The organism is Paraburkholderia gardini, from assembly GCF_907164575.1.
Lineage (GTDB): Bacteria > Pseudomonadota > Gammaproteobacteria > Burkholderiales > Burkholderiaceae > Paraburkholderia > Paraburkholderia gardini.
Genome location: NZ_CAJQYY010000001.1, coordinates 245,676 through 267,091 on the forward strand (window position 1 = coordinate 245,676; position 21,416 = coordinate 267,091).

18 protein-coding genes and 1 tRNA gene are annotated in these 21,416 nt (G+C 63.6%); 7 read left to right on the forward strand and 12 right to left on the reverse strand.

The window, feature by feature from the left end; genetic code table 11:
• Positions 1-105: 105 nt before the first annotated feature.
• From LPA34_RS01110 to LPA34_RS01120, 3 genes are all read right to left on the reverse strand, one after another.
• Complete coding sequence (locus LPA34_RS01110; protein ID WP_228974012.1) at positions 106-411, reverse strand: hypothetical protein; 306 nt, start codon at positions 409-411, stop codon at positions 106-108.
• A 181-nt stretch (positions 412-592) separates the two neighbouring features.
• Positions 593-859 carry a hypothetical protein gene (locus tag LPA34_RS01115; protein WP_407672510.1) on the reverse strand — a complete coding sequence of 89 codons (267 nt, stop codon included), beginning with the start codon at positions 857-859 and terminating at the stop codon, positions 593-595.
• A gap of 112 nt (positions 860-971) precedes the next feature.
• Positions 972-1,046 (reverse strand) — tRNA-Arg (locus tag LPA34_RS01120).
• 238 nt (positions 1,047-1,284) lie between these two features.
• Between LPA34_RS01120 and LPA34_RS01125 the strand changes: the two genes are divergently transcribed.
• A complete protein-coding gene (locus tag LPA34_RS01125; RefSeq protein WP_228974015.1) occupies positions 1,285-2,019 on the forward strand; it encodes a class I SAM-dependent DNA methyltransferase in 735 nt (244 codons plus the stop codon).
• A 64-nt stretch (positions 2,020-2,083) separates the two neighbouring features.
• Here LPA34_RS01125 and LPA34_RS01130 read toward each other — a convergent pair whose 3' ends face one another.
• The gene (locus LPA34_RS01130) at positions 2,084-2,284 is read right to left on the reverse strand and encodes a rubredoxin (protein ID WP_411178744.1); all 201 of its coding nucleotides are present in this window, start codon (positions 2,282-2,284) and stop codon (positions 2,084-2,086) included.
• A gap of 330 nt (positions 2,285-2,614) precedes the next feature.
• Between LPA34_RS01130 and LPA34_RS01135 the strand changes: the two genes are divergently transcribed.
• From LPA34_RS01135 to parC, 3 genes are all read left to right on the forward strand, one after another.
• Positions 2,615-4,540, forward strand: coding sequence for an ATP-binding cassette domain-containing protein (locus LPA34_RS01135; RefSeq protein WP_228974017.1), 1,926 nt, complete (start codon positions 2,615-2,617; stop codon positions 4,538-4,540).
• A 329-nt stretch (positions 4,541-4,869) separates the two neighbouring features.
• Positions 4,870-6,855, forward strand: a complete 1,986-nt coding sequence (locus tag LPA34_RS01140) for a DNA topoisomerase IV subunit B (protein ID WP_228974019.1) — start codon at positions 4,870-4,872, stop codon at positions 6,853-6,855.
• 72 nt (positions 6,856-6,927) lie between these two features.
• Positions 6,928-9,246, forward strand: coding sequence for a DNA topoisomerase IV subunit A (gene parC / locus LPA34_RS01145; protein WP_228974021.1), 2,319 nt, complete (start codon positions 6,928-6,930; stop codon positions 9,244-9,246).
• Here the strand turns inward: parC and LPA34_RS01150 are convergent.
• Positions 9,243-9,506, reverse strand: coding sequence for a hypothetical protein (locus LPA34_RS01150; RefSeq protein ID WP_228974022.1), 264 nt, complete (start codon positions 9,504-9,506; stop codon positions 9,243-9,245). The two genes, parC and LPA34_RS01150, sit on opposite strands and share 4 nt — an antisense overlap.
• A 52-nt stretch (positions 9,507-9,558) precedes the next feature.
• On the opposite strand from LPA34_RS01150, the gene LPA34_RS01155 reads away from it, so the two are divergent.
• Complete coding sequence (locus LPA34_RS01155; RefSeq protein WP_228974024.1) at positions 9,559-10,017, forward strand: CopD family protein; 459 nt, start codon at positions 9,559-9,561, stop codon at positions 10,015-10,017.
• Positions 10,018-10,026: 9 nt separating this feature from the next.
• Here LPA34_RS01155 and LPA34_RS01160 read toward each other — a convergent pair whose 3' ends face one another.
• The 6 genes from LPA34_RS01160 to LPA34_RS01185 form a co-directional block, all read right to left on the reverse strand.
• Complete coding sequence (locus tag LPA34_RS01160) at positions 10,027-12,393, reverse strand: bifunctional diguanylate cyclase/phosphodiesterase (RefSeq protein WP_228974026.1); 2,367 nt, start codon at positions 12,391-12,393, stop codon at positions 10,027-10,029.
• Positions 12,394-12,886: 493 nt separating this feature from the next.
• Positions 12,887-13,762, reverse strand: coding sequence for a PhzF family phenazine biosynthesis protein (locus LPA34_RS01165; RefSeq protein ID WP_228974030.1), 876 nt, complete (start codon positions 13,760-13,762; stop codon positions 12,887-12,889).
• Positions 13,763-13,859: 97 nt separating this feature from the next.
• The gene (locus LPA34_RS01170) at positions 13,860-14,324 is read right to left on the reverse strand and encodes a RidA family protein (protein WP_228974032.1); all 465 of its coding nucleotides are present in this window, start codon (positions 14,322-14,324) and stop codon (positions 13,860-13,862) included.
• Positions 14,325-14,370: 46 nt separating this feature from the next.
• Complete coding sequence (locus LPA34_RS01175; RefSeq protein WP_228974034.1) at positions 14,371-15,567, reverse strand: aminotransferase-like domain-containing protein; 1,197 nt, start codon at positions 15,565-15,567, stop codon at positions 14,371-14,373.
• A 71-nt stretch (positions 15,568-15,638) separates the two neighbouring features.
• A complete protein-coding gene (locus LPA34_RS01180) occupies positions 15,639-16,547 on the reverse strand; it encodes a DMT family transporter (protein WP_228974036.1) in 909 nt (302 codons plus the stop codon).
• 58 nt (positions 16,548-16,605) lie between these two features.
• Entirely contained in the window at positions 16,606-17,301 is a 696-nt protein-coding gene (locus LPA34_RS01185; protein ID WP_228974038.1) for a VOC family protein, read from the reverse strand.
• Between the two features lie 270 nt (positions 17,302-17,571).
• Here LPA34_RS01185 and LPA34_RS01190 point away from each other — a divergent pair, with 270 nt between their 5' ends.
• Both LPA34_RS01190 and htpG read left to right on the forward strand, forming a co-directional pair.
• Positions 17,572-19,026 carry an aminotransferase-like domain-containing protein gene (locus tag LPA34_RS01190; RefSeq protein WP_228974041.1) on the forward strand — a complete coding sequence of 485 codons (1,455 nt, stop codon included), beginning with the start codon at positions 17,572-17,574 and terminating at the stop codon, positions 19,024-19,026.
• A gap of 122 nt (positions 19,027-19,148) precedes the next feature.
• The gene (htpG, locus tag LPA34_RS01195; protein WP_228974042.1) at positions 19,149-21,047 is read left to right on the forward strand and encodes a molecular chaperone HtpG; all 1,899 of its coding nucleotides are present in this window, start codon (positions 19,149-19,151) and stop codon (positions 21,045-21,047) included.
• A gap of 106 nt (positions 21,048-21,153) precedes the next feature.
• Here the strand turns inward: htpG and LPA34_RS01200 are convergent, their stop codons facing one another.
• Positions 21,154-21,402, reverse strand: a complete 249-nt coding sequence (locus LPA34_RS01200; protein ID WP_228974044.1) for a hypothetical protein — start codon at positions 21,400-21,402, stop codon at positions 21,154-21,156.
• Positions 21,403-21,416 lie beyond the last annotated feature (14 nt).

The window sequence follows — 21,416 nt, forward strand, 5'->3', positions numbered from 1 at the left end:
TTGCTGATGGGGAAAATAGATGGCCCTCCGGCCAGTAGCCCCGTATTTTGACACCGAAGCCGTGTGCGTTTCAGGCACGAAGGCGTCGCAGGTCGTATTCGTGCGTTATGTCGCGCAGGCGTTGCGGCGCCTGCGCGCGCTCATGCGGGACGCAGGCGTCACGTCTGCCGGGCAGACCGCCGTTTCGCCCGCGGCCTTGCGTGCCTGATCGCGGTCGTAGTGATCCAGTTCCAGCAGCAGGCTGTCGATGGCGCACAACTGCGCTTTCGTCACGTGCCACGCATCGAGCAGATGATGCAGACGGTTGCGCCAGTACGACGTCGGCAGGATCGGGCCGCCGGCGTCGCGATGCAGTGACGGCCGCATGACACGTGTGATGTGTGCAATGTCGTGGTCGATCAAAGTAACCATTGGAAGGCCCCGTCGTGTTCGTAGCGCGGCGATCAGATATCGCGATGAATGAAGCGTAACGGGACGTGAGCGCGCGCGATCCGGCGATCAGAGGGCGGTTAGTTCGCCAGTTCGGCAGGTACAAGGCGTGGACACCGCGAAGATGGTACGCGGTGGTTCCCCAGACAGGCCGCGGGACTGCTTAATGCCCATGACCGCCATGGCCGCCGCCATGTCCACCGCCGTGGCCGCCTTCCCAGTGCCCGTGCCCATAGCCGTGGTCCCAGTCGCCATGGTGGTAGTCCCCATGATGGTAGCCACCGCCACCGCCCCCCCATATGTTGATGCTGCCGTAGCCATACGCAGGCACATAGTCGGGGCCATAAGCGTATCCGGGGGCGGCGTATCCGTAGCCGTAGCCCGCGGGGTATGCGACGCAGCCCGACAGCGCGGCGAATAATCCGATCATTAATGTGAGCCTGATCATGATGTGCCCCTCCTCTTATATAGGGAGAGACGCAGGCGATCGAAGTTCGAAAGGAATTGTGACCGGGGGTTACGGGGCTTCGCAAGAAGCTAATTGGTCCCCCTGACAGGAATCGAACCTGTATCTAGCGCTTAGGAGGCACTTGTTCTATCCATTGAACTACAGGGAGATGGAACCCTACGCGGCGAGGCGAATGACCCGCATGTTCCGCAACCGCTACGTTCCTAAGTGACCCATCGTAGCTGGAACCGCGTTGATTCGTGCAGCGTGGAGGCGATATCGTCGCGCTGGACGGTCCGCTCTCACGCGGGCAGGAATCGCGCCGCAGGGGCCAGAGTATAGCAAACGCGCCTCGCGGCGAGAATGGCCCTGCGCGGCGCACGACACGCTGCCGTTATGATCTTGCGATGACCCTCTACAGCGACCCACGCCTCGTCGATCTGTACGACGCGCTCAATCCCGCCGCCGCCGACACGGCGTTCTACCTCCACCTCGCGCAATCCCTCGACGCTGCGCGGGTGCTCGATATCGGCTGCGGAACGGGCCTGTTGACCTGCGCGCTCGCCGACCGGGGGCATGACGTGACCGGCGTCGATCCGTCAGCGGCGATGCTGGCGGTCGCGCGCAGCCGTGCGGGCGGCGAGCAGGTCAGGTGGCTCGAGGGCGACGCGCACGCGGCGCGTTCAGTCGACGCCGATCTTGCGTTGATGACAGGGCACGTCGCGCAGGTTTTCGTCGACGATACGAGCTGGCGGCAGACGCTTTCGGCTGCATACGACGCGTTGCGACCGGGCGGCTGCCTTGCTTTCGAGAGCCGCAATCCGGCGTGCGAACCCTGGCGCGCGTGGACGCCAGAGGCGTCACGCCGGTGCATCGAATCGCAGAAATATGGGCGGGTCGACGTGTGGCATCGGGTTGTCGACGTCACGGGAGAACGCGTACGGTTTGCCACCCACTACCGGTTCGAGCGCGATGACGAGGAGATCGTCGCCGAAAGCGAATTGCGGTTTCGTAGCCAGACCGCACTGGAGAGCACGCTCCGCGAAGCGGGCTTCGTTTCGATGAACTGGTATGGCGGCTGGTCGCGCGAACCTGTGGATGCCGCCAGCCGGGAACTCGTGGTGGTGGCGATGCGCGACTGACGGGGAAAGCGGAGAGACTCAAGACAAGACGGGGTGCCGGCAAAACCCGCGGCGCGCGACAGCTTCAGAACTCGACGACGGTGAACTCCGCCTTGCCCACATCGCACAGCGGGCAGCGCCAGTCTTCCGGGATCTCGGCGAAACGCGTTCCCGCCGCGATGCCTTCTTCCGGCAGACCCTCTTCCTCGTTGTAGATCCAGCCGCAAATCAGGCAGACCCAGCTTTTGTATTCAATGACTTCGCTCACGACGTACTCTTTCTTCAGATCAATGCAATGGCCCGCGCGTTCTGCCCCTTTTCCGGTCAGGGCGCGGCGAGCCGCAATCTTACCGGAATTCGTCTGACCCCCCGGCGCAGCGGCGTTGCAGGGCGCAATTTCGCGCGCCGGCAAAGGCCCGCCGCGTGTACACGGAATGTTCTCGCGCCCACTGTGAGCCGGTCGTTTCACCCGGGTTAGTCGTGCCATTCTGTGCGCACCGGCCTCGCGAATTCAATCTGGCCAGACGGGCTATGCCATCCGGCCGGGATGCGTTCAACCGCGCGACCGGTACAATGGGCAGTTCCGATTCATCGCAGTCTTCTTTCCTTTCTCCCCATGTCGCTTTACACCATTACCGGAGCGCAACTGGCGTTCGGTCACGTCGCGTTGCTCGATCACGCCGATTTCTCTCTCGAAGCGGGGGAGCGCGTCGGGCTGATTGGCCGCAACGGCGCGGGCAAGTCGTCGCTGCTCAAGATCGTTGCCGATCTCACGAAGCCCGATGACGGCCTCGTCACGCGTCAGCAAAGCCTCACTACGGTCTATGTGCCGCAGGAACCCGAGTTCGACATCGACATGTCGGTGTTCGACGCCGTCGCGGCCGGCCTGATCGATGCGCGCGCGTTGCTCGACCAATACGACGTCGTCGCCCATGCGCTCGCGGAAACGCCGGAAGGCGAGCAGCACGACGCGCTGCTCGCACGCATGAACACGCTGCAGTCCTCGCTCGATACGACGGATGCGTGGAGCTGGCGCACGCGCGTATCCACGACGCTCGCGCAGATCGGGCTCGATGGCGAAGCGCGCGTGGGCGCGCTGTCGGGCGGCATGCAGAAACGCGTGGCGCTCGCGCGTGCGCTGGTTGTACAGCCTGACGTCCTGCTGCTCGACGAGCCGACCAACCACCTCGACTTCGACGGTATCCGCTGGCTTGAGGAACTCCTGGTCTCACAACGTGCCGGGCTGCTGTTCATCACCCACGATCGCGCGTTTCTCGATCGTGTCGCCACGCGCATCGTCGAACTCGATCGCGGGCGTCTGCTGTCGTATCCGGGCAACTTTTCGGCGTACCAGACGCGCAAGGCGCAGCAACTGGAAGTCGAACGGATCGAAAACGAAAAGGCCGACAAGCTGCTGGCGCAGGAAGAAGTGTGGATCCGCAAGGGCGTCGAGGCGCGGCGCACACGCAGCGTCGGGCGCATTGCGCGGCTCGTGCAGATGCGTAACGAGCGCGCCGAGCGGCGAAATTCGCTCGGCAACGTCAGGCTCGACGTGGGGCAAGGCGAGAAATCCGGCAAGATCGTCGCCGAACTGACGGATGTGACGAAGCGCTACGGCTCGCGCACCGTGGTCGACGGTTTCTCGGCCAGTGTCATGCGTGGCGACAAGATCGGTTTCATCGGGCCGAACGGTGCGGGCAAGACCACGCTGCTGAAGCTGATTCTCGGCGAACTGACGCCGGACGAAGGCAAGGTGCGCATCGGCACGAATCTCCAGGTCGCGTATTTCGACCAGATGCGCGCGCAGCTCGACCTGGACAAAAGCCTTGGCGATACGATCAGCCCGGGCAGCGAGTGGGTGGAAGTCAATGGCACGAAGAAGCACGTGATGAGCTATCTCGGCGACTTCCTGTTCGCGCCAGAGCGTGCCCGCTCGCCGGTGAAGTCGCTGTCGGGCGGCGAGCGCAACCGTCTGCTGCTCGCACGGTTGTTTGCAAGGCCGGCAAACGTGCTGGTGCTCGACGAACCGACCAACGACCTCGACATTCCCACGCTCGAACTGCTCGAAGAACTGTTGACCGACTACGACGGCACGGTTCTGCTCGTCAGTCACGACCGGGCGTTCCTCGATAACGTCGCGACGTCGGTGATCGCGTCGGAAGGCGAGGGGCGGTGGCGGGAATACGTCGGCGGCTTTACCGACTGGCAGATTCAACGCGAGCGCTCGCTAAAGCTCGCGCAGGGCGAAGCGCCGAAAGATCCGGCAAAAGACGTCGCGGCGAAAGACAGCGGGGCAGGGCGCAACGCGCAGCGCACGGTCAAGCTGTCGTTCAAGGAGCAGCGCGAACTGGAGTCGTTGCCGCAGCAGATCGCCGCGCTCGAGGCGGAGCAGAAAACGATCGGCGCGCAACTCGAGGATGGTTCGATCTTCGCGAAGGACGCTCAGGAAGGCACGCGCCTGACCGGGCGCTATGCGGAAATCGACAACGAACTGCTGACGGTCCTCGAGCGTTGGGAAGAGCTGGAGGCGAAGCGCAAGTAAGCGTCGCCAGGTTTTGTACGTGCCGCAGGCGAGATGCGACGCCAGTACCCAGCCAGACGGCTAACGCCTGCATCATCAAATTGCCGTGCGTATTGAAATCAGTAAAATACCCCGCGAACGCATCTGCGACCATACTACCGGGCCGTCGATGCAGGCGGCAGGCAACCGGTTGTCGCAGCACGAACAGTTAATAAAGGCACTGCCTCAATGGCAGGCACATTGATTCACCCCGTTGTTTCGTTTCGCTTTTTTTGAAAATTCAACGGTTTGTCCACGCAGATGTCCACAGGACCTGTGGACAATGATGAACCGACGGACCACAGCAAGCCATGTCTACGAAAAAGCCAAACGCCGCATATAGCGAAGCGTCGATCAAGGTGCTGAAGGGCCTGGAGCCGGTCAAGCAACGGCCCGGCATGTACACCCGCACCGAAAATCCGCTGCACATCATTCAGGAAGCCATCGATAACGCCGCCGACGAAGCGCTCGGCGGCTATGGTCGCCAGATCATCGTCACGCTGCACACCGACCAGTCCGTGTCCGTCGAAGACGACGCACGTGGCATTCCGTTCGGCATGCATCCGGAAGAAGGTGTGCCGGTCGTCGAAATCGTGTTTACACGTCTGCATGCGGGCGGCAAGTTCGACAAGGCGTCCGGCGGCGCGTACACGTTCTCGGGCGGCTTGCACGGCGTCGGCGTGTCGGTCACGAACGCACTGTCCACGCGCCTTGACGTCACCGTCTGGCGCGACGGCAAGATCGCCGAACTCGGCTTTGCCGACGGCGACGTCGTCAAGCCGCTCGAAGTGCGTCCCGCCCAGCGCGGCGACAAGAAGTCCGGCACGCGCGTGCGCGCCTGGGCCAACCCGAAATATTTCGACTCGGCGAACCTGCCGGTCGGCGAACTGCAACGCCTGCTGCGATCGAAAGCGGTGTTGTTGCCGGGCGTTGAAGTCACGCTTATCAACGAAAAAACCGGCGAGCAGCAAAGCTGGAAGTATGAAGATGGTCTGCGCGGCTATCTGCTCGAAGGCATGGCGGGCAGCGATCTGCTGATTCCGCTCTTCGAAGGCGAGCGTTATGCGGAAAACTCGCGCTCGAACGAAGAAACCTTCGCGGAAGGCGAGGGCGCCGCATGGGTTGTCGCGTGGAGCGAGGAGGGGTCACTCACGCGCGAGTCCTACGTCAATCTGATTCCGACGCCTGCGGGCGGCACGCACGAATCGGGTTTGCGCGAAGGGCTGTTCCAGGCGGTGAAGAGCTTCGTCGAAATGCACAACCTGCAACCGAAGGGCGTGAAGCTGCTCGCTGAAGACGTGTTCGCGCGCGTGTCGTTCGTGCTGTCGGCGAAGGTGCTGGACCCGCAGTTTCAAGGTCAGATCAAGGAGCGGCTGAACAGTCGCGACGCCGTGAAGCTGGTGTCGTCATTCGCACGTCCGGCGCTTGAGTTGTGGCTGAACCAGCACGTCGAGCACGGCAAGAAGCTCGCCGACCTCGTCATCAAGCAGGCGCAGGCGCGTACGCGCGCCGGGCAGAAGGTCGAGAAGCGCAAGAGCTCGGGCGTGGCGGTGTTGCCAGGCAAGCTGACCGATTGCGAATCGACGGAAATCGGCCGCAACGAACTGTTCCTCGTCGAGGGCGATTCGGCCGGCGGTTCGGCCAAGATGGGCCGCGACAAGGAGTATCAGGCCATTCTGCCGCTGCGCGGCAAGGTGCTGAACACGTGGGAGACCGAGCGCGACCGGCTCTTCGCCAATAACGAAGTGCACGACATTTCGGTGGCAATCGGCGTCGATCCGCATGGCCCTGACGACAAGATCGATCTGTCGAATCTGCGCTACGGCAAGATCTGCATCCTGTCGGACGCGGACGTCGACGGCGCACATATCCAGGTGTTGCTGCTCACGCTCTTCTTCAAGCATTTCCCGCAGCTGATCGAGCGCGGCCATGTATGCGTGGCGCGTCCGCCGCTCTTTCGTGTCGACGCGCCCGCGCGCGGCAAGAAGCCCGCGCAGAAGCTGTACGCGCTCGACGAAGGCGAACTCGAAGCGATTCTGGACAAGTTGCGCAAGGACGGCGTACGTGAATCGCAGTGGACAATCAGTCGCTTCAAGGGCCTCGGCGAAATGAGCGCCGAGCAGCTATGGGACACCACGATGAACCCGGACACCCGGCGTCTTTCTCCGGTCGCGCTGGGCGCGCTCGATTTCGACGCGACCGTCGCACGCATGACGATGCTGATGGGCAAGGGCGAAGCGGCGTCGCGCCGCAGCTGGCTCGAAGAGAAGGGCAACGACGTCGAAGCGGATATCTGAGCGAGCGCGCTGACGCATCCCGGCATCCCGCGAGCGCATGCCCTCACGCAAAAAAACGGACACGACATCCAGATGGACGATAACACTCCCGATCTTTTCACCGAAGCGGTACCGGCCGACGATTTCCTGACGCTTGGCAACTACGCGGAACGTGCGTACCTCGACTACGCGGTGAGCGTGGTGAAGGGTCGCGCGCTGCCCGACGTCTGCGATGGCCAGAAGCCCGTGCAGCGCCGCATCCTGTTCGCGATGAACGAGATGGGTCTCGCCGACAATGCGAAGCCGGTCAAGTCGGCGCGCGTCGTCGGCGACGTGCTGGGCAAGTATCACCCGCACGGCGACCAGTCGGCCTATGACGCGCTCGTGCGGCTCGCGCAGGACTTTTCGATGCGTTATCCGCTGATCGACGGCCAGGGCAACTTCGGTTCGCGCGACGGCGACGGCGCGGCGGCCATGCGTTACACCGAGGCGCGCCTCACGCCGATCGCAAAGCTGCTGCTCGATGAAATCAACCAGGGCACGGTCGATTTCATGCCGAACTACGACGGCTCGTTCGAAGAGCCGAGGCTGTTGCCGGCGCGCCTGCCGTTCGTGCTGCTGAACGGCGCGTCCGGTATCGCCGTGGGGCTCGCGACGGAAATCCCGTCGCACAACCTGCGCGAGGTCGCGGCGGCGGCGGTGGCGATGATCCGCAACCCGAAGCTCTCGCACGCCGAGTTGATGCAGTTCGTGCCGGGCCCCGATTTTCCGGGCGGCGGCCAGATCATCTCCAGCGAGGCGGAAATCGCCGCTGCATACGAGACCGGCCGCGGCAGCCTGAAGGTGCGCGCGCGCTGGAAAATCGAAGAGATGGCACGCGGGCAGTGGCAGGTTGTCTTCACCGAATTGCCGCCGAACACGTCCGGCCAGAAGGTGCTCGAGGAAATCGAGGAGCAGACCAACCCGAAGATCAAGCTCGGCAAGAAAACGCTCACGCCCGAACAGTTGCAGACGAAGCAGACGATGCTGGCGCTGCTCGATGCCGTGCGCGACGAATCGGGCAAGGACGCGCCGGTGCGCCTCGTGTTCGAACCGAAGTCGAGCCGCATTGATCAGACCGAATTCGTCAACACGCTGCTCGCGCATACGAGCCTGGAATCGAACGCGTCGCTGAATCTGGTGATGGTCGGCGCCGATGGCAGGCCGCGCCAGAAGAGCATCGGCGAAATCCTCGGCGAATGGATCGGCTTCCGTTTCGCGACAGTCACGCGCCGTACGCAGCATCGTCTGATGAAGGTCGACGACCGGATTCATATTCTCGAAGGGCGGATGATCGTCTTCCTGAATATCGATGAAGTCATCCGCATCATTCGCGAGTCAGACGAACCAAAGTCCGCGCTGATCTCAGCGTTTGGCCTGTCGGATCGGCAGGCTGAAGACATTCTTGAGATTCGCCTGCGTCAACTGGCACGGCTTGAGAAGATCAAGATCGAGAAGGAGCTGTCCGAATTGCGCGACGAGAAGGCGAAGCTCGAGGAACTGCTCGGCAGCGAACCGGCCATGAAGCGTCTGCTCATCAAGGAAATCGAAGGCGACGCGAAGCAGTACGGCGACGCGCGCCGCACGCTGATCCAGCAGGAAAAGCGCGCGACGTTCGAAGCGCGTGTCGTCGATGAACCGGTCACGGTGGTGGTGTCGCAGAAGGGCTGGGTGCGCGCGCTGAAGGGCCATGCACTCGATCCGGCCGGCTTCACGTTCAAGGCCGGCGACGGGCTGTATGCGGCGTTCCAGTGCCGCACGCCGGATATCCTGATTGCGTGGGGCAGCAAGGGGCGCGTCTATTCCGTACCGGTCGCGGTGTTGCCGGGCGGGCGCGGCGATGGTGTGCCGGTCACGTCGCTGATCGAGCTCGAATCGGGCACGTATCTGATGCATTACTACGCGGCTTCGACGGATCAGGCGTTGCTGCTTGCTTCGAGCAACGGCTTTGGCTTCGTCGCGAAGGTCGGCGACATGGTGAGCCGCGTGAAGGCCGGCAAGGCGTTCATGACGATCGACGAAGGCGCGACACCGCTCGCGCCGATGCCGATGCTGCCGGATGCGACACAGGTGGCGTGTCTGTCGGGGGGAGGGCGTTTGCTGGTGTTCGGCTTCGACGAGATGAAGACGCTTTCCGGCGGCGGACGCGGCGTCATACTGATCGCGCTCGACGACAAGGAAGCGCTCGTGCAGGCGCTGGCGATCGGCAAGGCTGGCGTCGTTCTGCAGGGCACGGGGCGCGGCGGCAGGCAGCAGGAGGAAACACTGGCTGGCGCGGCGCTGGCACCGCACGTGGGCAAGCGGGCACGCAAGGGCCGCGCGCCGGACACGAAGCTGAAGATGCAGGCGATGAGGCCGGCGCTGGCGGGCTAGGCGCTGTCGAGAACGCCGGCTATCCCAGTCCAGGCGTCGGGGGACGAAGGGCGCGTATCGATGCCCTTCGTTGTTCGCGTGCCGGAACCGGGCAATGCGTGAGTGTCGTGAAAATCGCCAGAAATGCTGTCAGGCGAAACGAAGCAAAGAGAATTAAAGCAAAACGAAGCACCGCGCCTGACGATGAAACCGTTGCGGCCAAACGTCAAAATAAACATAAAGATGAACTGCGCTGATGAGCCGTGGTCGAATGCGCTCAATGAGGGCTTCAAATGAAGCCCGACAGTTCTACACCGCACAGGGAAAACAACCATGACCAAAGGCATTGAACTCGCGCTCTTTCTGCATCTGCTCGGCGTGGCCGTGTGGATCGGCGGCATGGTGTTCGCGCATTTCTGCCTGCGGCCGGCGCTCGCCGATCTCTCGCCGCAACTGCGTCTGCCGCTATGGGAGTCGGTCTTCGGGCGCTTCTTCAACTGGGTGGGCGCCTCGGTGCTCGTCATCCTGATCTCGGGCGGCTTCCTGTTGATGCAGTTCGGCGGCGGGCACGCATCGTGGACGCTTCATGCGATGGCCGGCCTCGGCATCGTGATGATGCTGCTCTTCGGGCACATCCGTTTCGCCGTGTTCCCGCGCATCCGTCGCGCGGTACAGGCGCAGAACTGGCCGGATGGCGCCCGCGCGGTCGGCACGGTGCGGCGTCTGGTGGTGATCAATCTGGTGCTGGGCGTCGTGACGATCGGTGTCGCTGTGATGTCGCGCGGGTTTTAACCTTTTCAGTCACGCAGACAGCCCGCTGGTGCTCGGTGCAACGCCCATGCTGTCGAGATCGGGTTCCTGCGTCACGCGACGGTCCGGCATTCCGCAGACGCCGAACCGGTCGAGCAGCGCCGGTATGCCATCCGACGGCACCGGTCGCGAGAACAGGAAGCCCTGTGCCTCGATATGGCCGAGCGCCGCCAGCCACGCGATCTGTTCTTCCGTCTCCGTGCCTTCGACGACCACCGTGAGGCCCAGCGAGCGCGCCAGGTTGACGATCGCCGTCACCATCACGCACACGCTGCGGTCGCCGGGAATGGCCTGCACGAACGAGCGATCCACCTTCAGCGTATCGACCGCAAAGCGGTTCAGGTACGACAGCGACGAATAGCCGGTGCCGAAGTCGTCGAGCGCGATACGCACGCCAAGGCGTTTGAGCGCGAAGATTTTTTCGGAGACGAGATCGGGATATTCCATCATCGCCGTCTCGGTGATTTCGAGTTCCAGGCGGCGCGCGGGAATACCGGTTTCCTCGATGGCGCGCGAGATCGTCTGGTACAGGTCGCCGCGCCAGAACTGTACGGCGGAAATGTTGACCGCCAGCGAAAGCGGATCGTAGCCCTGTTGCTGCCACATCGCCAGTTGCCGGCAGGCGGTCTCGATCACGAAGTCGCCGATCGGGACGATCAGCCCGGTCGATTCCGCGACCGGGATGAACTCGTTGGCCGGAATCAGGCCGTGTTGCGGATGGTTCCAGCGCACCAGCGCCTCGAAGCCGGTAATGCAGCGACGCGTGAGATCGACCTTCGGCTGGTACGCGAGGAACAGCTGGCCCTCGTTCAACGCGACGCGCAGCTGCTGCTCCCACTTCATCAGATGGTCCGCGCGGTGCGAGAGCTGCGGCGAGTAGAACTGATAGCAGTTCTTGCCGGCATCCTTCGCGCTGTACATCGCGAGGTCGGCTTTTTTCAGCAGGTCGATTTCACTTTCGTTGGCGACCGAGTACAGCGCGATGCCGACGCTCGCGTGCAGCACGAACGAACTGCCACGCACCTCGAACGGTCTCGCGAAGACTTCGGCGGTTGCTTCGGCGAGATCGACGGCGCGCTTTTCGACGTTCTCACCTTTGACGATCACGACAAATTCGTCGCCGCCGATGCGGCTGAGCGAACCCAGATCGGCGACGGCATCCGCGAGCCGCGACGCGGTCATCTGCAGCACGATGTCGCCGGCGTTGTGGCCGAGCGTGTCGTTGACGGTCTTGAAGTTGTCGAGGTCGATGAACAGGATCGCGAGACGGCCGACGTTCACCGGTAACGCAACGTCGTGCCGCAGGCTCTGCAGCGTGGCGTAGCGGTTGCGCAGGCCGGTCAGCAGATCGTATTCGACGAGATGCGTCATCTCGCGTTCGCGTCCGAGCAGTTTGCCGATCAGCCCCGTCGCGACGGCGAAGAAGCTCAGCATCGCGAGCGAGATAAAGCCCGCCATCAACAGATAGACGTTGCGCGTATGGTTGTAGTCGGCGAACTCTTCCGCCTGCGAGAGCCCGACCAGCACGCCGAGCGGATAGCCGTCGATATGACGGTACGACACGATGCGCGTCACCTTGTCGATCGGGTCGACGTACGTGCCCGACACGTGTTCCGACGTCGGATACGTGCCGCTCGCCGAGAACACGCCTTCCGCATTCTCGGCGCTGCCGGTGCGGCGCGCGAGCACGGTGCCTGAATCGGAGATGACGGCGATCACGCCGTCGCGGCCGATCGCCGCGTTGTTGTAGAAGTCGCTCGTGAAGTAGCTCGGGTCCTCGGACACCACCACGACACCCGCGAACGAGCCGTCCGGATGATTCAGCCGGCGCGTCATCTGCAACGTCCAGTGCCCGGACACGCGCCCGAGCACCGGTTTGCTGATGTAGAGCGCGTCATCGTTCTCGTGTTCGTGCACCTTGAAGTGCTCGCGGTCCGAGAGGTCGATGGGTTTCGGCGTGGGATCGGCGGTGTTCGCGATCAGCGTGCCGTGCTCATCGATCAGCGAAACCTGCACGAGCGTCTCGCTCTGCACGACGCCTTTCTCCACCGTGCTCGACAGGTCGAAGTGATTCGGCGACTTCTCGAACTCGTATTTGACGAAGCGCGTGATCTGGTCGACCTGGTGGATGGCCTTGACCGTGTGTTGTTCAAGCGCCGCCGACAGGATCGCCGACGATGCCATCGCTTCCCGATACGTCGTGTCCTTCTCGACCGACAGGCGCGCGAAGATGACAGTCCACAGCAGGATCAATACCAGTACGCCGAGTGCGGGAATAGCGAGCAGCGCACGACGGCGCGATACCGCGGGATCGCGGAGTCTTCCGTCACGTGTTGTGGAAACGCGGAAATGATTCATCGTGCCGACCAGGGGCGTGCGCTTCGCCGCAGCGGCTCCGGGTACGTCGACTGCGCGAGGTTCGAGATTGGCTGCATGATGAACGGTACCGGGTGCGCGGGGGTGGGAGGGCGCGGTGTCGTGCCGAAGTCCTGTTGTCACCTGGACCTTTCGATATTACTGAATGCCAAAAGATTAAGGAAGCATCCGCGCATCGGGTATACGCTCGCCCGGCCAGGCACGCGATACGCTGACCCGACGTGGCTCGCCAGCGTTGCCGCCAGGTTCGCCGGTAGTCCGCGTTTAAAGGGTTTCGTCGAAACGGAAGTTTCAGACGATGCCCGTTGCGTAGGGGTACGTCGCCAGTTTATCCAGAACGCATCACGCTCGCATCAAGGCGAGCGTTGAGCACACATCGAAGCGATCGTCCGATTGTCTGCATGAGACATGTTGTGGGCAACAAACCAGACAGTGGAGTGCCGGCGCGCATTGGACAGGCGCGTGCGCTTGCGGCTCAGGGCAGCCGGAACGTCCCGTCGACCACCGTGACGGATGAGCCGCCGATCCACGTCTTGCCGGCGGCGTCGTCGTAGGTCACGACGATACGGCCGTCGCGGCCGATCGCGGTGCCCTGGCGCGCGGTGTATCCGTTGCCGGGACGGCGATGCTGCTGTGTCAGCAAACCTGCCAGCGCGGCGTTCGCGCTGCCCGTCACCGGATCTTCGCCGACGCCGAACGCGCCGCCTGCCATCAGGCAGCGGACTTCGAACGTGGCGGGGCCCCCGTCGGCATGCGGTGCGTAGACGGCGATACCGTGTGTATCGGTGGCATGGGCGATGTCGGCGAGTTGCTGTGCGTCCGGCGTCAGCGCAAGGCAGGCGGGAGCGGACTGCAGGCGCACGACGAGCCACGCCGCACCGTTGTCGATCGCACAGGGTGGCGCACTGAAGTCGATCGCATCGGTTTTCAGGGCCGCCCGCAGCGCGGCGTACTGTGTTTCGGGAAGGGGCGTGATGCGCGCCGGCGGCGCGGCGAACGCCCAGACATGCGCGTCCTGCTGCGCCAGTTCGACAAGGCCAACGCCACATTGCTGCACAAGCCTGCCTGGCTGCTTCGGCGTATAGCCGCTTTCGAGCAGCGCATGCGCGCTGCCGAGCGTGGGGTGACCGGCGAACGGAAGCTCGCTGCCCGTCGTGAAGATACGCACCCGGTAGTCGGCGGCCGGGTCGGTCGGTTTCAGCAGAAATGCGGTCTCGGACAGATTCGTCCAGCGCGCGATGGTTTGCATCTGGTCGGTGGTCAGGCTGTCGGCTTCGAGAATCACCGCGAGCGGATTGCCCTTGAACGGGACAAGGGTAAACACATCGACCTGCCTGAAACGACTAAACATGAGTTTTGCCCGTTCCTGATGCCGGAATTGAATAAACGCGATTCTTCATATGTACGACGCGGCTTCAGCCAGGCTGAAGCCGGACGACAACGAAGTATTACTGCACTTCAGCGATCATTTCGATTTCAACGCATGCGCCAAGCGGAATCTGCGCGACGCCAAATGCCGAGCGGGCGTGCTTGCCGCGCTCGCCAAATACGTCGGCGACGAGTTCCGATGCGCCGTTCGTCACGAGATGCTGTTCGGTGAACGTGAGCGTCGAATTGACGAGGCTCATCAGCTTGACGATGCGCGTCACGCGGTTCAGATCGCCGACGTGTGCGTGCAGGGTTGCGAGCAGGTCGATCGCGATCGACCGCGCGGCGACCTTGCCTTCCCCGGTCGACAGCGTGTCGCCGAGCTTGCCGACCCACGGCTTGCCGTCCTTCTTCGCGATGTGGCCGGACAGATACACCGTGTTCCCGGCCTGCGCGCTCATCACGTAAGCGGCGGCGGGCGCGCCTGCGGTCGGCAGTTCGATGCCGAGTTCCTTCAGCCGGTCATACACATTTGCTTGAGCCATGACGTGTCCTTTATCTCTGGATGAAATCGGTAAAACGGATCGGTCATCAGATCCGCGCGCGGATCAATGCGGCGAGCTTCGCGACGCCTTCGTCGATCTTCGCCGGCGACACGGTCACGAACGACAGACGCAGCGTGTTGTGTTGCGCTTCGTTCGCGAAGAACGGCCCGCCCGGCACGAACGCGACGTTCTGCGCGACCGCTTCTTCGAGCAGCTTCATGCTGTTCATCTGCGCAGGCAGCGTGACCCACACGAACATGCCGCCTTCCGGACGGTTCCAGCTCACGCCTTCGGGCATGTAGCGTTCGAGCGAGGCCAGCATCGCGGCGCACTGATCGCGATAGAGCGCGCGGATCGTCGGCACGTGCGTGTCGAGAAAGCCGTCTTTTACGACCTCATGCACGATGCGTTGCGTGAAGCTCGGCGTGTGCAGATCGGTTGCCTGTTTGGCCTGCACCAGCTTGAAGTGCAGTTCCTCGGGCGCGATGATGTAGCCGATCCGCAGACCCGGCGCGAGCACTTTCGAGAACGAGCCCAGATGAACGATGTGGTCGGGCGACATCGAGAGCATCGTCGGCAGCGGCTCGCCCGCGTAATCGAGGGCGCCGTACGGGTCGTCCTCGATGATGGGGAACGGCGCGGTCTTCGCGAGCGCGGCGAGCGCGCGGCGGCGCTCGACCGGCAGACGGCGGCCCGTCGGATTCTGGAAATTCGGCTGCGCGTACAGGAGGCGCGCACCCGCCGTCAGTTCGGGCGTGAGCGCTTCGGGGATCAGGCCGTTCTCATCGGTCGGCACCTGCACGTAGTGCGGCTCGTACATCGAGAACGACTGCAATGCGCCGAGATACGTCGGCGTTTCGACGAGCACCGGGCTGTCCTTGCAGATCAGCACCTTGCCGAGCAGGTCGAGCGCCTGCTGCGAACCCGTCGTGATCAGCACCTGCGACGCGCGGATCTTCGCACCGTTCACGGAGTAGCGTGTGGCGATCCATTCGCGCAGCGGCAGATAGCCTTCGGTTGCGCTGTACTGGAGCGCGGCGGCGGGGTCGTTGCGCAGGATCCAGTCGGACGCCTCGCGCATCCGTTCGGCCGGGAAAGTTGCCGGCGAAGGCAGCCCGCCCGCGAACGAAATGACTTCGGGCCGTTCGGTGACTTTCAGGATCTCGCGAATCGCCGAGCTGGTGAGCTTGCGTGCACGTTCGGACAGTTGCCACGTCGGGGCTTGAAGGTCGCTTTGGTCCATGGTCTCCTCGATTGCAGTGTGATGCTGAAGCTGAAAGGGGTCGGTCGAATGCGTGATTATCGCGCGTCTCGTCAGGCTGCGCGCGCGGGTACGTGGACGGTGCGCACCGTCGCCTTGCGGCCGAGCACGACGGTGGCGATCACGGCGGCCGCGAAAAGCCAGGTGGAAGCCGCGACGTGCTCGCCGAAAAAGATCGCGGAAAACGCCATCGTGAAGAAAATCTGCAGTAGCTGCACCTGGCCCACGCGCGCCGTGCCGCCCATCGCGAGCCCCGCGTACCACGCGAAAAAGCCGATGAACTGCGAGAAGAGCGTGACGTAGCCGAACGCGAGCCATGTCTTCAACGCGATGGGGCCGGGATGCTGCACGTGATGTTCCCAGCCGAGCCAGCCGACTGGAATCACGAGGAACGGCGCCGAGAGCACCAGTGCCCAGCAGATCACCTGCCAGCCGCCGATCTGCCGCGCAAGCCGTGCGCCTTCAGCGTAGCCGAGCGCACCGATGCCGACTGCGACGAGCATCAGCAGATCGCCCGTCTGCAGCGAGCCGCCGCCCGATTGCAGCGCGAACGCGACGACGATCGCGCTGCCCGCAATCGCGCTCACCCAGAACGCCTTCGAGGGCCGTTCGTGCGAGAGCCACGCGGCATACAACGCGACGCACAGCGGCTGCAGGCCGTTGACGACCGCGCCATGCGAAGCGGGCACCGTCTTCATCGACCACGCGGAAAACACCGGAAATGCGATGATCACACCGAGCGACACCACGGCGAGGCTCTTGACCTGCGGCCACGTCGGCCGGCGTTCGCGGCGCCATGCCAGCAGCGCGGCAGCGGGCACCGCGGCGGCGAGCGCGCGACCGAGGCCGACTAGCAGCGGATGAAACTCCTGCACGACGATGCGCGTCATCGGCAACGTGAGGCTGAAGATCATGACGCCGATGAGGCCAAGCATCATGCCCTGGGATTCGCGCGGTTTCATTGCGGGTGTCTCTCTTTACTCTCTTGATCCAGCCTGGGTTCGTGGGCCGTGACACACGCTATTTGAGCGTGCGGAGTCCGGCGGGCGTTTCGAATTCGGCGACGAGGCTCGCGCTGTCCGGCGTTGTGTCGAGCGCGATCAGATGCGCGGCGCCGAGCCACTCGAGTTGCGCGCGGATCACATCGGCCTGCGGATGAAAACCCTTTAGCGACTTCAGCGCGACTTCCGGCTCGGGCAGCATCGCCGAAGGATGCAGCGCCGTATCCCACTGGATCAGCGAAGGCGCGATGCCGTCGCCCGCACCCTGCCACGCGGGAAACGCGCCGTCGTCCGGCACGGTGAGGCCCCACGTGAAATCGCCGCGCGACATCGGCACGACCGGTGCAATCCGCTCCGGATACTGCTCGCGCCAGCGCGGCAGGTTTTTAGGCCGCTCGACGCGCGCGACCCAGTGCGACAGGTACGGGCCGCGCTCGAGCCGCGCGTGCGTCGCGGGCGCGTCGAGTGCGAAAAGACGCGGGCGCGGCGCAATGTCGGTTCCAGCCGGAAGGGCACCGGATTGCGGATCGATCGCGATCACTTCCAGATAGATGCCGCCCCACAGGTTCAGCAGCCGGTTGTGCGTGCGCATCAGCGGATGCGTACCACCGCCGGCCGGCGTGACGCCGAGTGTGTCGGCGACGTATTGCGTGCCTTCGTCGAGCGTGCGGGCGGTGACAACGAGATGATCGAGATGCAGCTTCTGGGCGGTCATGGCAACACGGTAAAAGACGGTTTTCAGCGAACGGCAGGCGCATTCGCGCGCGCAACCGGACGTTGGGAGGGGCGATGCGGCCCGGGCCGCCAGCATAACCTTTCGTCCGGCCGACGGTCCGTGCAACGCACAGGATGCCCGCGACTGGCCGGATGCCGGGCACGCAGACGCATGCCGCGGCGCTCAACGGAGTGTTCAATGTAGCGCCTGCGACCGGCACAGTAACGGTACAATCGGTTCGATACTGTTCGGTACAGTTGGAGCCTCGCCATGTCCGTCCCGCTCGACCTGATTCCCGCGCCCCATGACGCGTCTTCGCTGACGCTCGTCGACCAGCTGGTGCAATGGGCGCGCCGCCGCATCGAAGAACGCGTGTTCCGGCCCGGCATGCGCATGCCGTCGATCCGCACGCTCGCGCTCGACAAAGGGGTGTCGCGCTTCACGGTGGTCGAGGCGTACGAACGGCTCGTCGCGCAGGGATACCTCGATTCGCGGCGCGGCTCGGGTTTCTACGTACGCGAGCGCGCCGCGAGCCAGCTGCCCGGCGAGCGCCGCGCGCTCACCGAGGCGGCACCGGCGCCGAGCACGATCGACGTCGTCTGGCTGTTGCGCAACATGCTGCATTCGTCGACGCGGCCGGAGAAAGGTCCGGGCCTCGGTTATCTGCCGGGCCGCTGGCTCGACGGCGACCTGATCACCGGCGCGCTACGCACGCTCGGGCGGCAAAGCGGAGCGCAGATGCTCGGCTTCGGTACGCCGCAGGGTTTTCTGCCGCTGCGCCAGCAGTTGCAGACGCGGCTGGAGGAGCTGGAAATCGGCGCTTCGCCGGACCAGATCGTGATGGTGTCCGGTATCACGCAGGCCATCGACCTGATCGCGCGCATTTACGTCCAGCCGGGCGATGCGGTGATCGTCGGCGATCCGGCGTGGTTCCAGATGTTCGGGCGCTTTGCGTCGCAGGGCGCGCGGCTCGTCGGCATGCCGTACACGCCCGACGGCCCCGATCTCGACGCGCTGGAACAGCTGATCCAGACGTGGCACCCGAAAATGCTCGTCATCAACTCCGTGCTGCAAAACCCGACCGGCACGTCGCTCACCGCCGCGCAGGCGTTTCGCATCCTGCGGCTTGCCGAGGAACACGATTTCATCGTCGTCGAGGACGATATCTACGGCGACCTGTGCCCGTCCGGCTACGCGGCGACGCGCGTGGCGAGTCTCGACCAGTTAAAGCGCGTGATCTACCTCGGCAGCTTTTCGAAGACACTGGCGGCGAACCTGCGCGTTGGTTTCGTCGCGTGCGCGCCGGAAGTGGCGAACGCGATCACCGACCAGAAAATGCTGGTCGGCATGACGAGCCCTGAACTGAACGAGCGCGTGCTCTACAAGATCCTGACAGAAGGCCACTACCGGCGGCACGTCGAGCGGCTACGCGCGCGGCTCGACGGCGTGCGCGACAAGGCCGTGCGCATGCTCGAAAAGGCTGGCATGAAGATATTCTTCGCGCCTGGCGCGGGCATGTTCCTGTGGGCCGACACGGGCGTCGACGCCGACGTGTTCGCCGCCGCCGGCCACGAGGAAGGCTTCCTGCTGACGCCCGGCAGCCTGTTCTCGCCGCACCAGTCGCCGGCCACATGGATGCGCTTTAACATCGCGAACTGTACCGATCCGGCGCTGTCGGTGTTTCTGTGCCGCTATCTGGACAGCGTCGCGCGTCGCGCCTCTTGAAACGGGCGCGGGCGACCCCATTTACGCCGGCAATTCGCGTTTGGCGCTGATGCACGCAAAGGTGCGGAAAACGCGAGATACGCCTGTTTTGAACCATCCAGCAACAGAGAGGACATCCGACCATGGCACAAGAAACCATGAGCTTTCAGGCAGAAGTGAAACAGCTTCTGCATCTGATGATTCATTCGCTGTACAGCAACAAGGAAATCTTTCTTCGCGAACTGATTTCGAACGCGTCGGATGCCGCCGACAAGCTGCGCTTTGAAGCCATCGAAAACAGCGTGCTGTACGAAAACGATCCGAACCTGCGCATCCGCATTGCGTACGACAAGACCGCGCGCACCATCAGTATCGACGACAACGGCATCGGCATGAGCCGCGACGAAGCCGTCGCGAACCTCGGCACGATCGCGCGTTCCGGCACGAAGGAATTCTTCGGCAGGCTCTCGGGCGACCAGCAGAAAGACGCGGCGCTGATCGGCCAGTTCGGCGTCGGTTTCTACTCGGGCTTTATCGTCGCTGACCGCATCACGGTCGAAACGCGTCGCGCCGGTTTGCCGGCCAGCGAAGGCGTGCGCTGGGAAAGCGCGGGCGAGGGCGATTTTTCGGTGGATTCGATCGAGCGCGCGGCACGCGGCACGACGATCACGCTGCATCTGCGCGCCGACGAAGACGAACTGCTGTCCACTTACAAGCTGAAGTCGATCATCCAGAAGTATTCGGATCACGTCGCGCTGCCGATCCTGATGCAAAAGGAAGAGTGGGACGCTGAAAAGAGCGAGATGGTCACGAAGGACGAAGACGAGACCGTCAACCAGGCGAGTGCGCTGTGGACCCGTTCGAAGAGCGACATCACCGACGAGCAGTACACGCAGTTCTACCAGCATCTGTCGCACGACCATCAGGATCCGCTGACGTGGACGCACAACCGCGTCGAAGGCCGCAGCGAATACACGCAGCTGCTGTACGTGCCGGCGCACGCGCCGTTCGACATGTGGAACCGCGATCATCGCGGCGGCCTGAAGCTGTACGTGAAGCGCGTCTTCATCATGGACGACGCCGAACAGCTGCTGCCGTCGTATCTGCGCTTCGTGAAGGGCGTGGTCGATTCGGCGGATCTGCCGCTGAACGTATCGCGCGAAATCCTGCAGGAAAGCCGCGATGTGAAGGCGATCCGCGAAGGCGTGACGAAGCGTTCGCTGTCGATGCTCGAAGAGCTCGCGAACTCGGAAGACGCAGCAGTCAAGGCAAAGTACACGACGTTCTGGACGGAATTCGGCCAGGTGCTGAAGGAAGGCATCGGTGAGGACTTCGCGAACAAGGAACGCATCGCGAAGCTGATCCGCTTTGCGTCGACACAAACGGATTCGCCGGAGCAGACCGTTTCGCTCGCTGACTACGTTTCGCGCATGAAGCCCGAACAGTCGAAGATTTACTACGTCACCGCCGATACGTTCCAGGCCGCGACGCACAGCCCGCATCTCGAAGTGTTCCGCAAGAAGGGCGTCGAAGTGCTGCTGCTGACGGATCGCGTCGACGAATGGATGCTGTCGTTCCTGAACGAATTCGACGGCAAGCCGCTCGCCAGTGTCGCGCGTGGCGATCTCGATCTCGGCGCGCTGAACGACGAGGAAAAAGAGGCGCAGGAAAAGGTCGGTGAAGAACTGAAGCGGCTCGTCGAACGCATGAAGGAAGCGTTGAAGGACAAGGCGAAGGACGTGCGTCTGACGTTCCGTCTGACCGACTCGCCGTCGTGCCTCGTGGCCGACGAAGGCGACATGAGCGGCTACCTGCAGCGCATGTTGAAGGCGGCAGGACAGCAGGCGCCGGCATCGCATCCGATCCTCGAAGTGAACCCGGAGCACGCGCTCGTGAAGAACCTGCACACCGACAGCGCGAACTTCGACGACTGGTGCCATCTGCTGTTCGATCAGGCGCTGCTCGCGGAAGGCGGTGCGCTGGAAGATCCGGCGAGCTTCGTGAAGCGGACCAACGCGTTGCTGCTGGCTCGCAACGCGTGAAAACGGGGCTTCGTGCCCCGGTTTTCGTGTGATACGTCGCGATGGAAAAAACGCTGCCGTTTTCGGGCAGCGTTTTTTTTGACCTGCGTGGCGGCGCCCCGGCCGCCTAAACCAGCCGGCGAACCTGCGCGAGGACGGAGCCCGCCAGTTCCCTCGCGGCCTCACTCGCGTGTCTGTCGTCGAGCACGTGCGCCGCGAGCCGTCCCATCGCGACGCTCGACTGCTTCGTTGTGTGATGCTGCGCGAGCGCCGAACCAGCCAGTTCTTTCTCCTGATGCGACGCGCCGTGCGTTGCCAGCACGACAGCGGCAAGGTGGGCAATGCGGTCGGACGTATGTTTTGTGTTGATGGTCAATCTCTTCTCCCTGT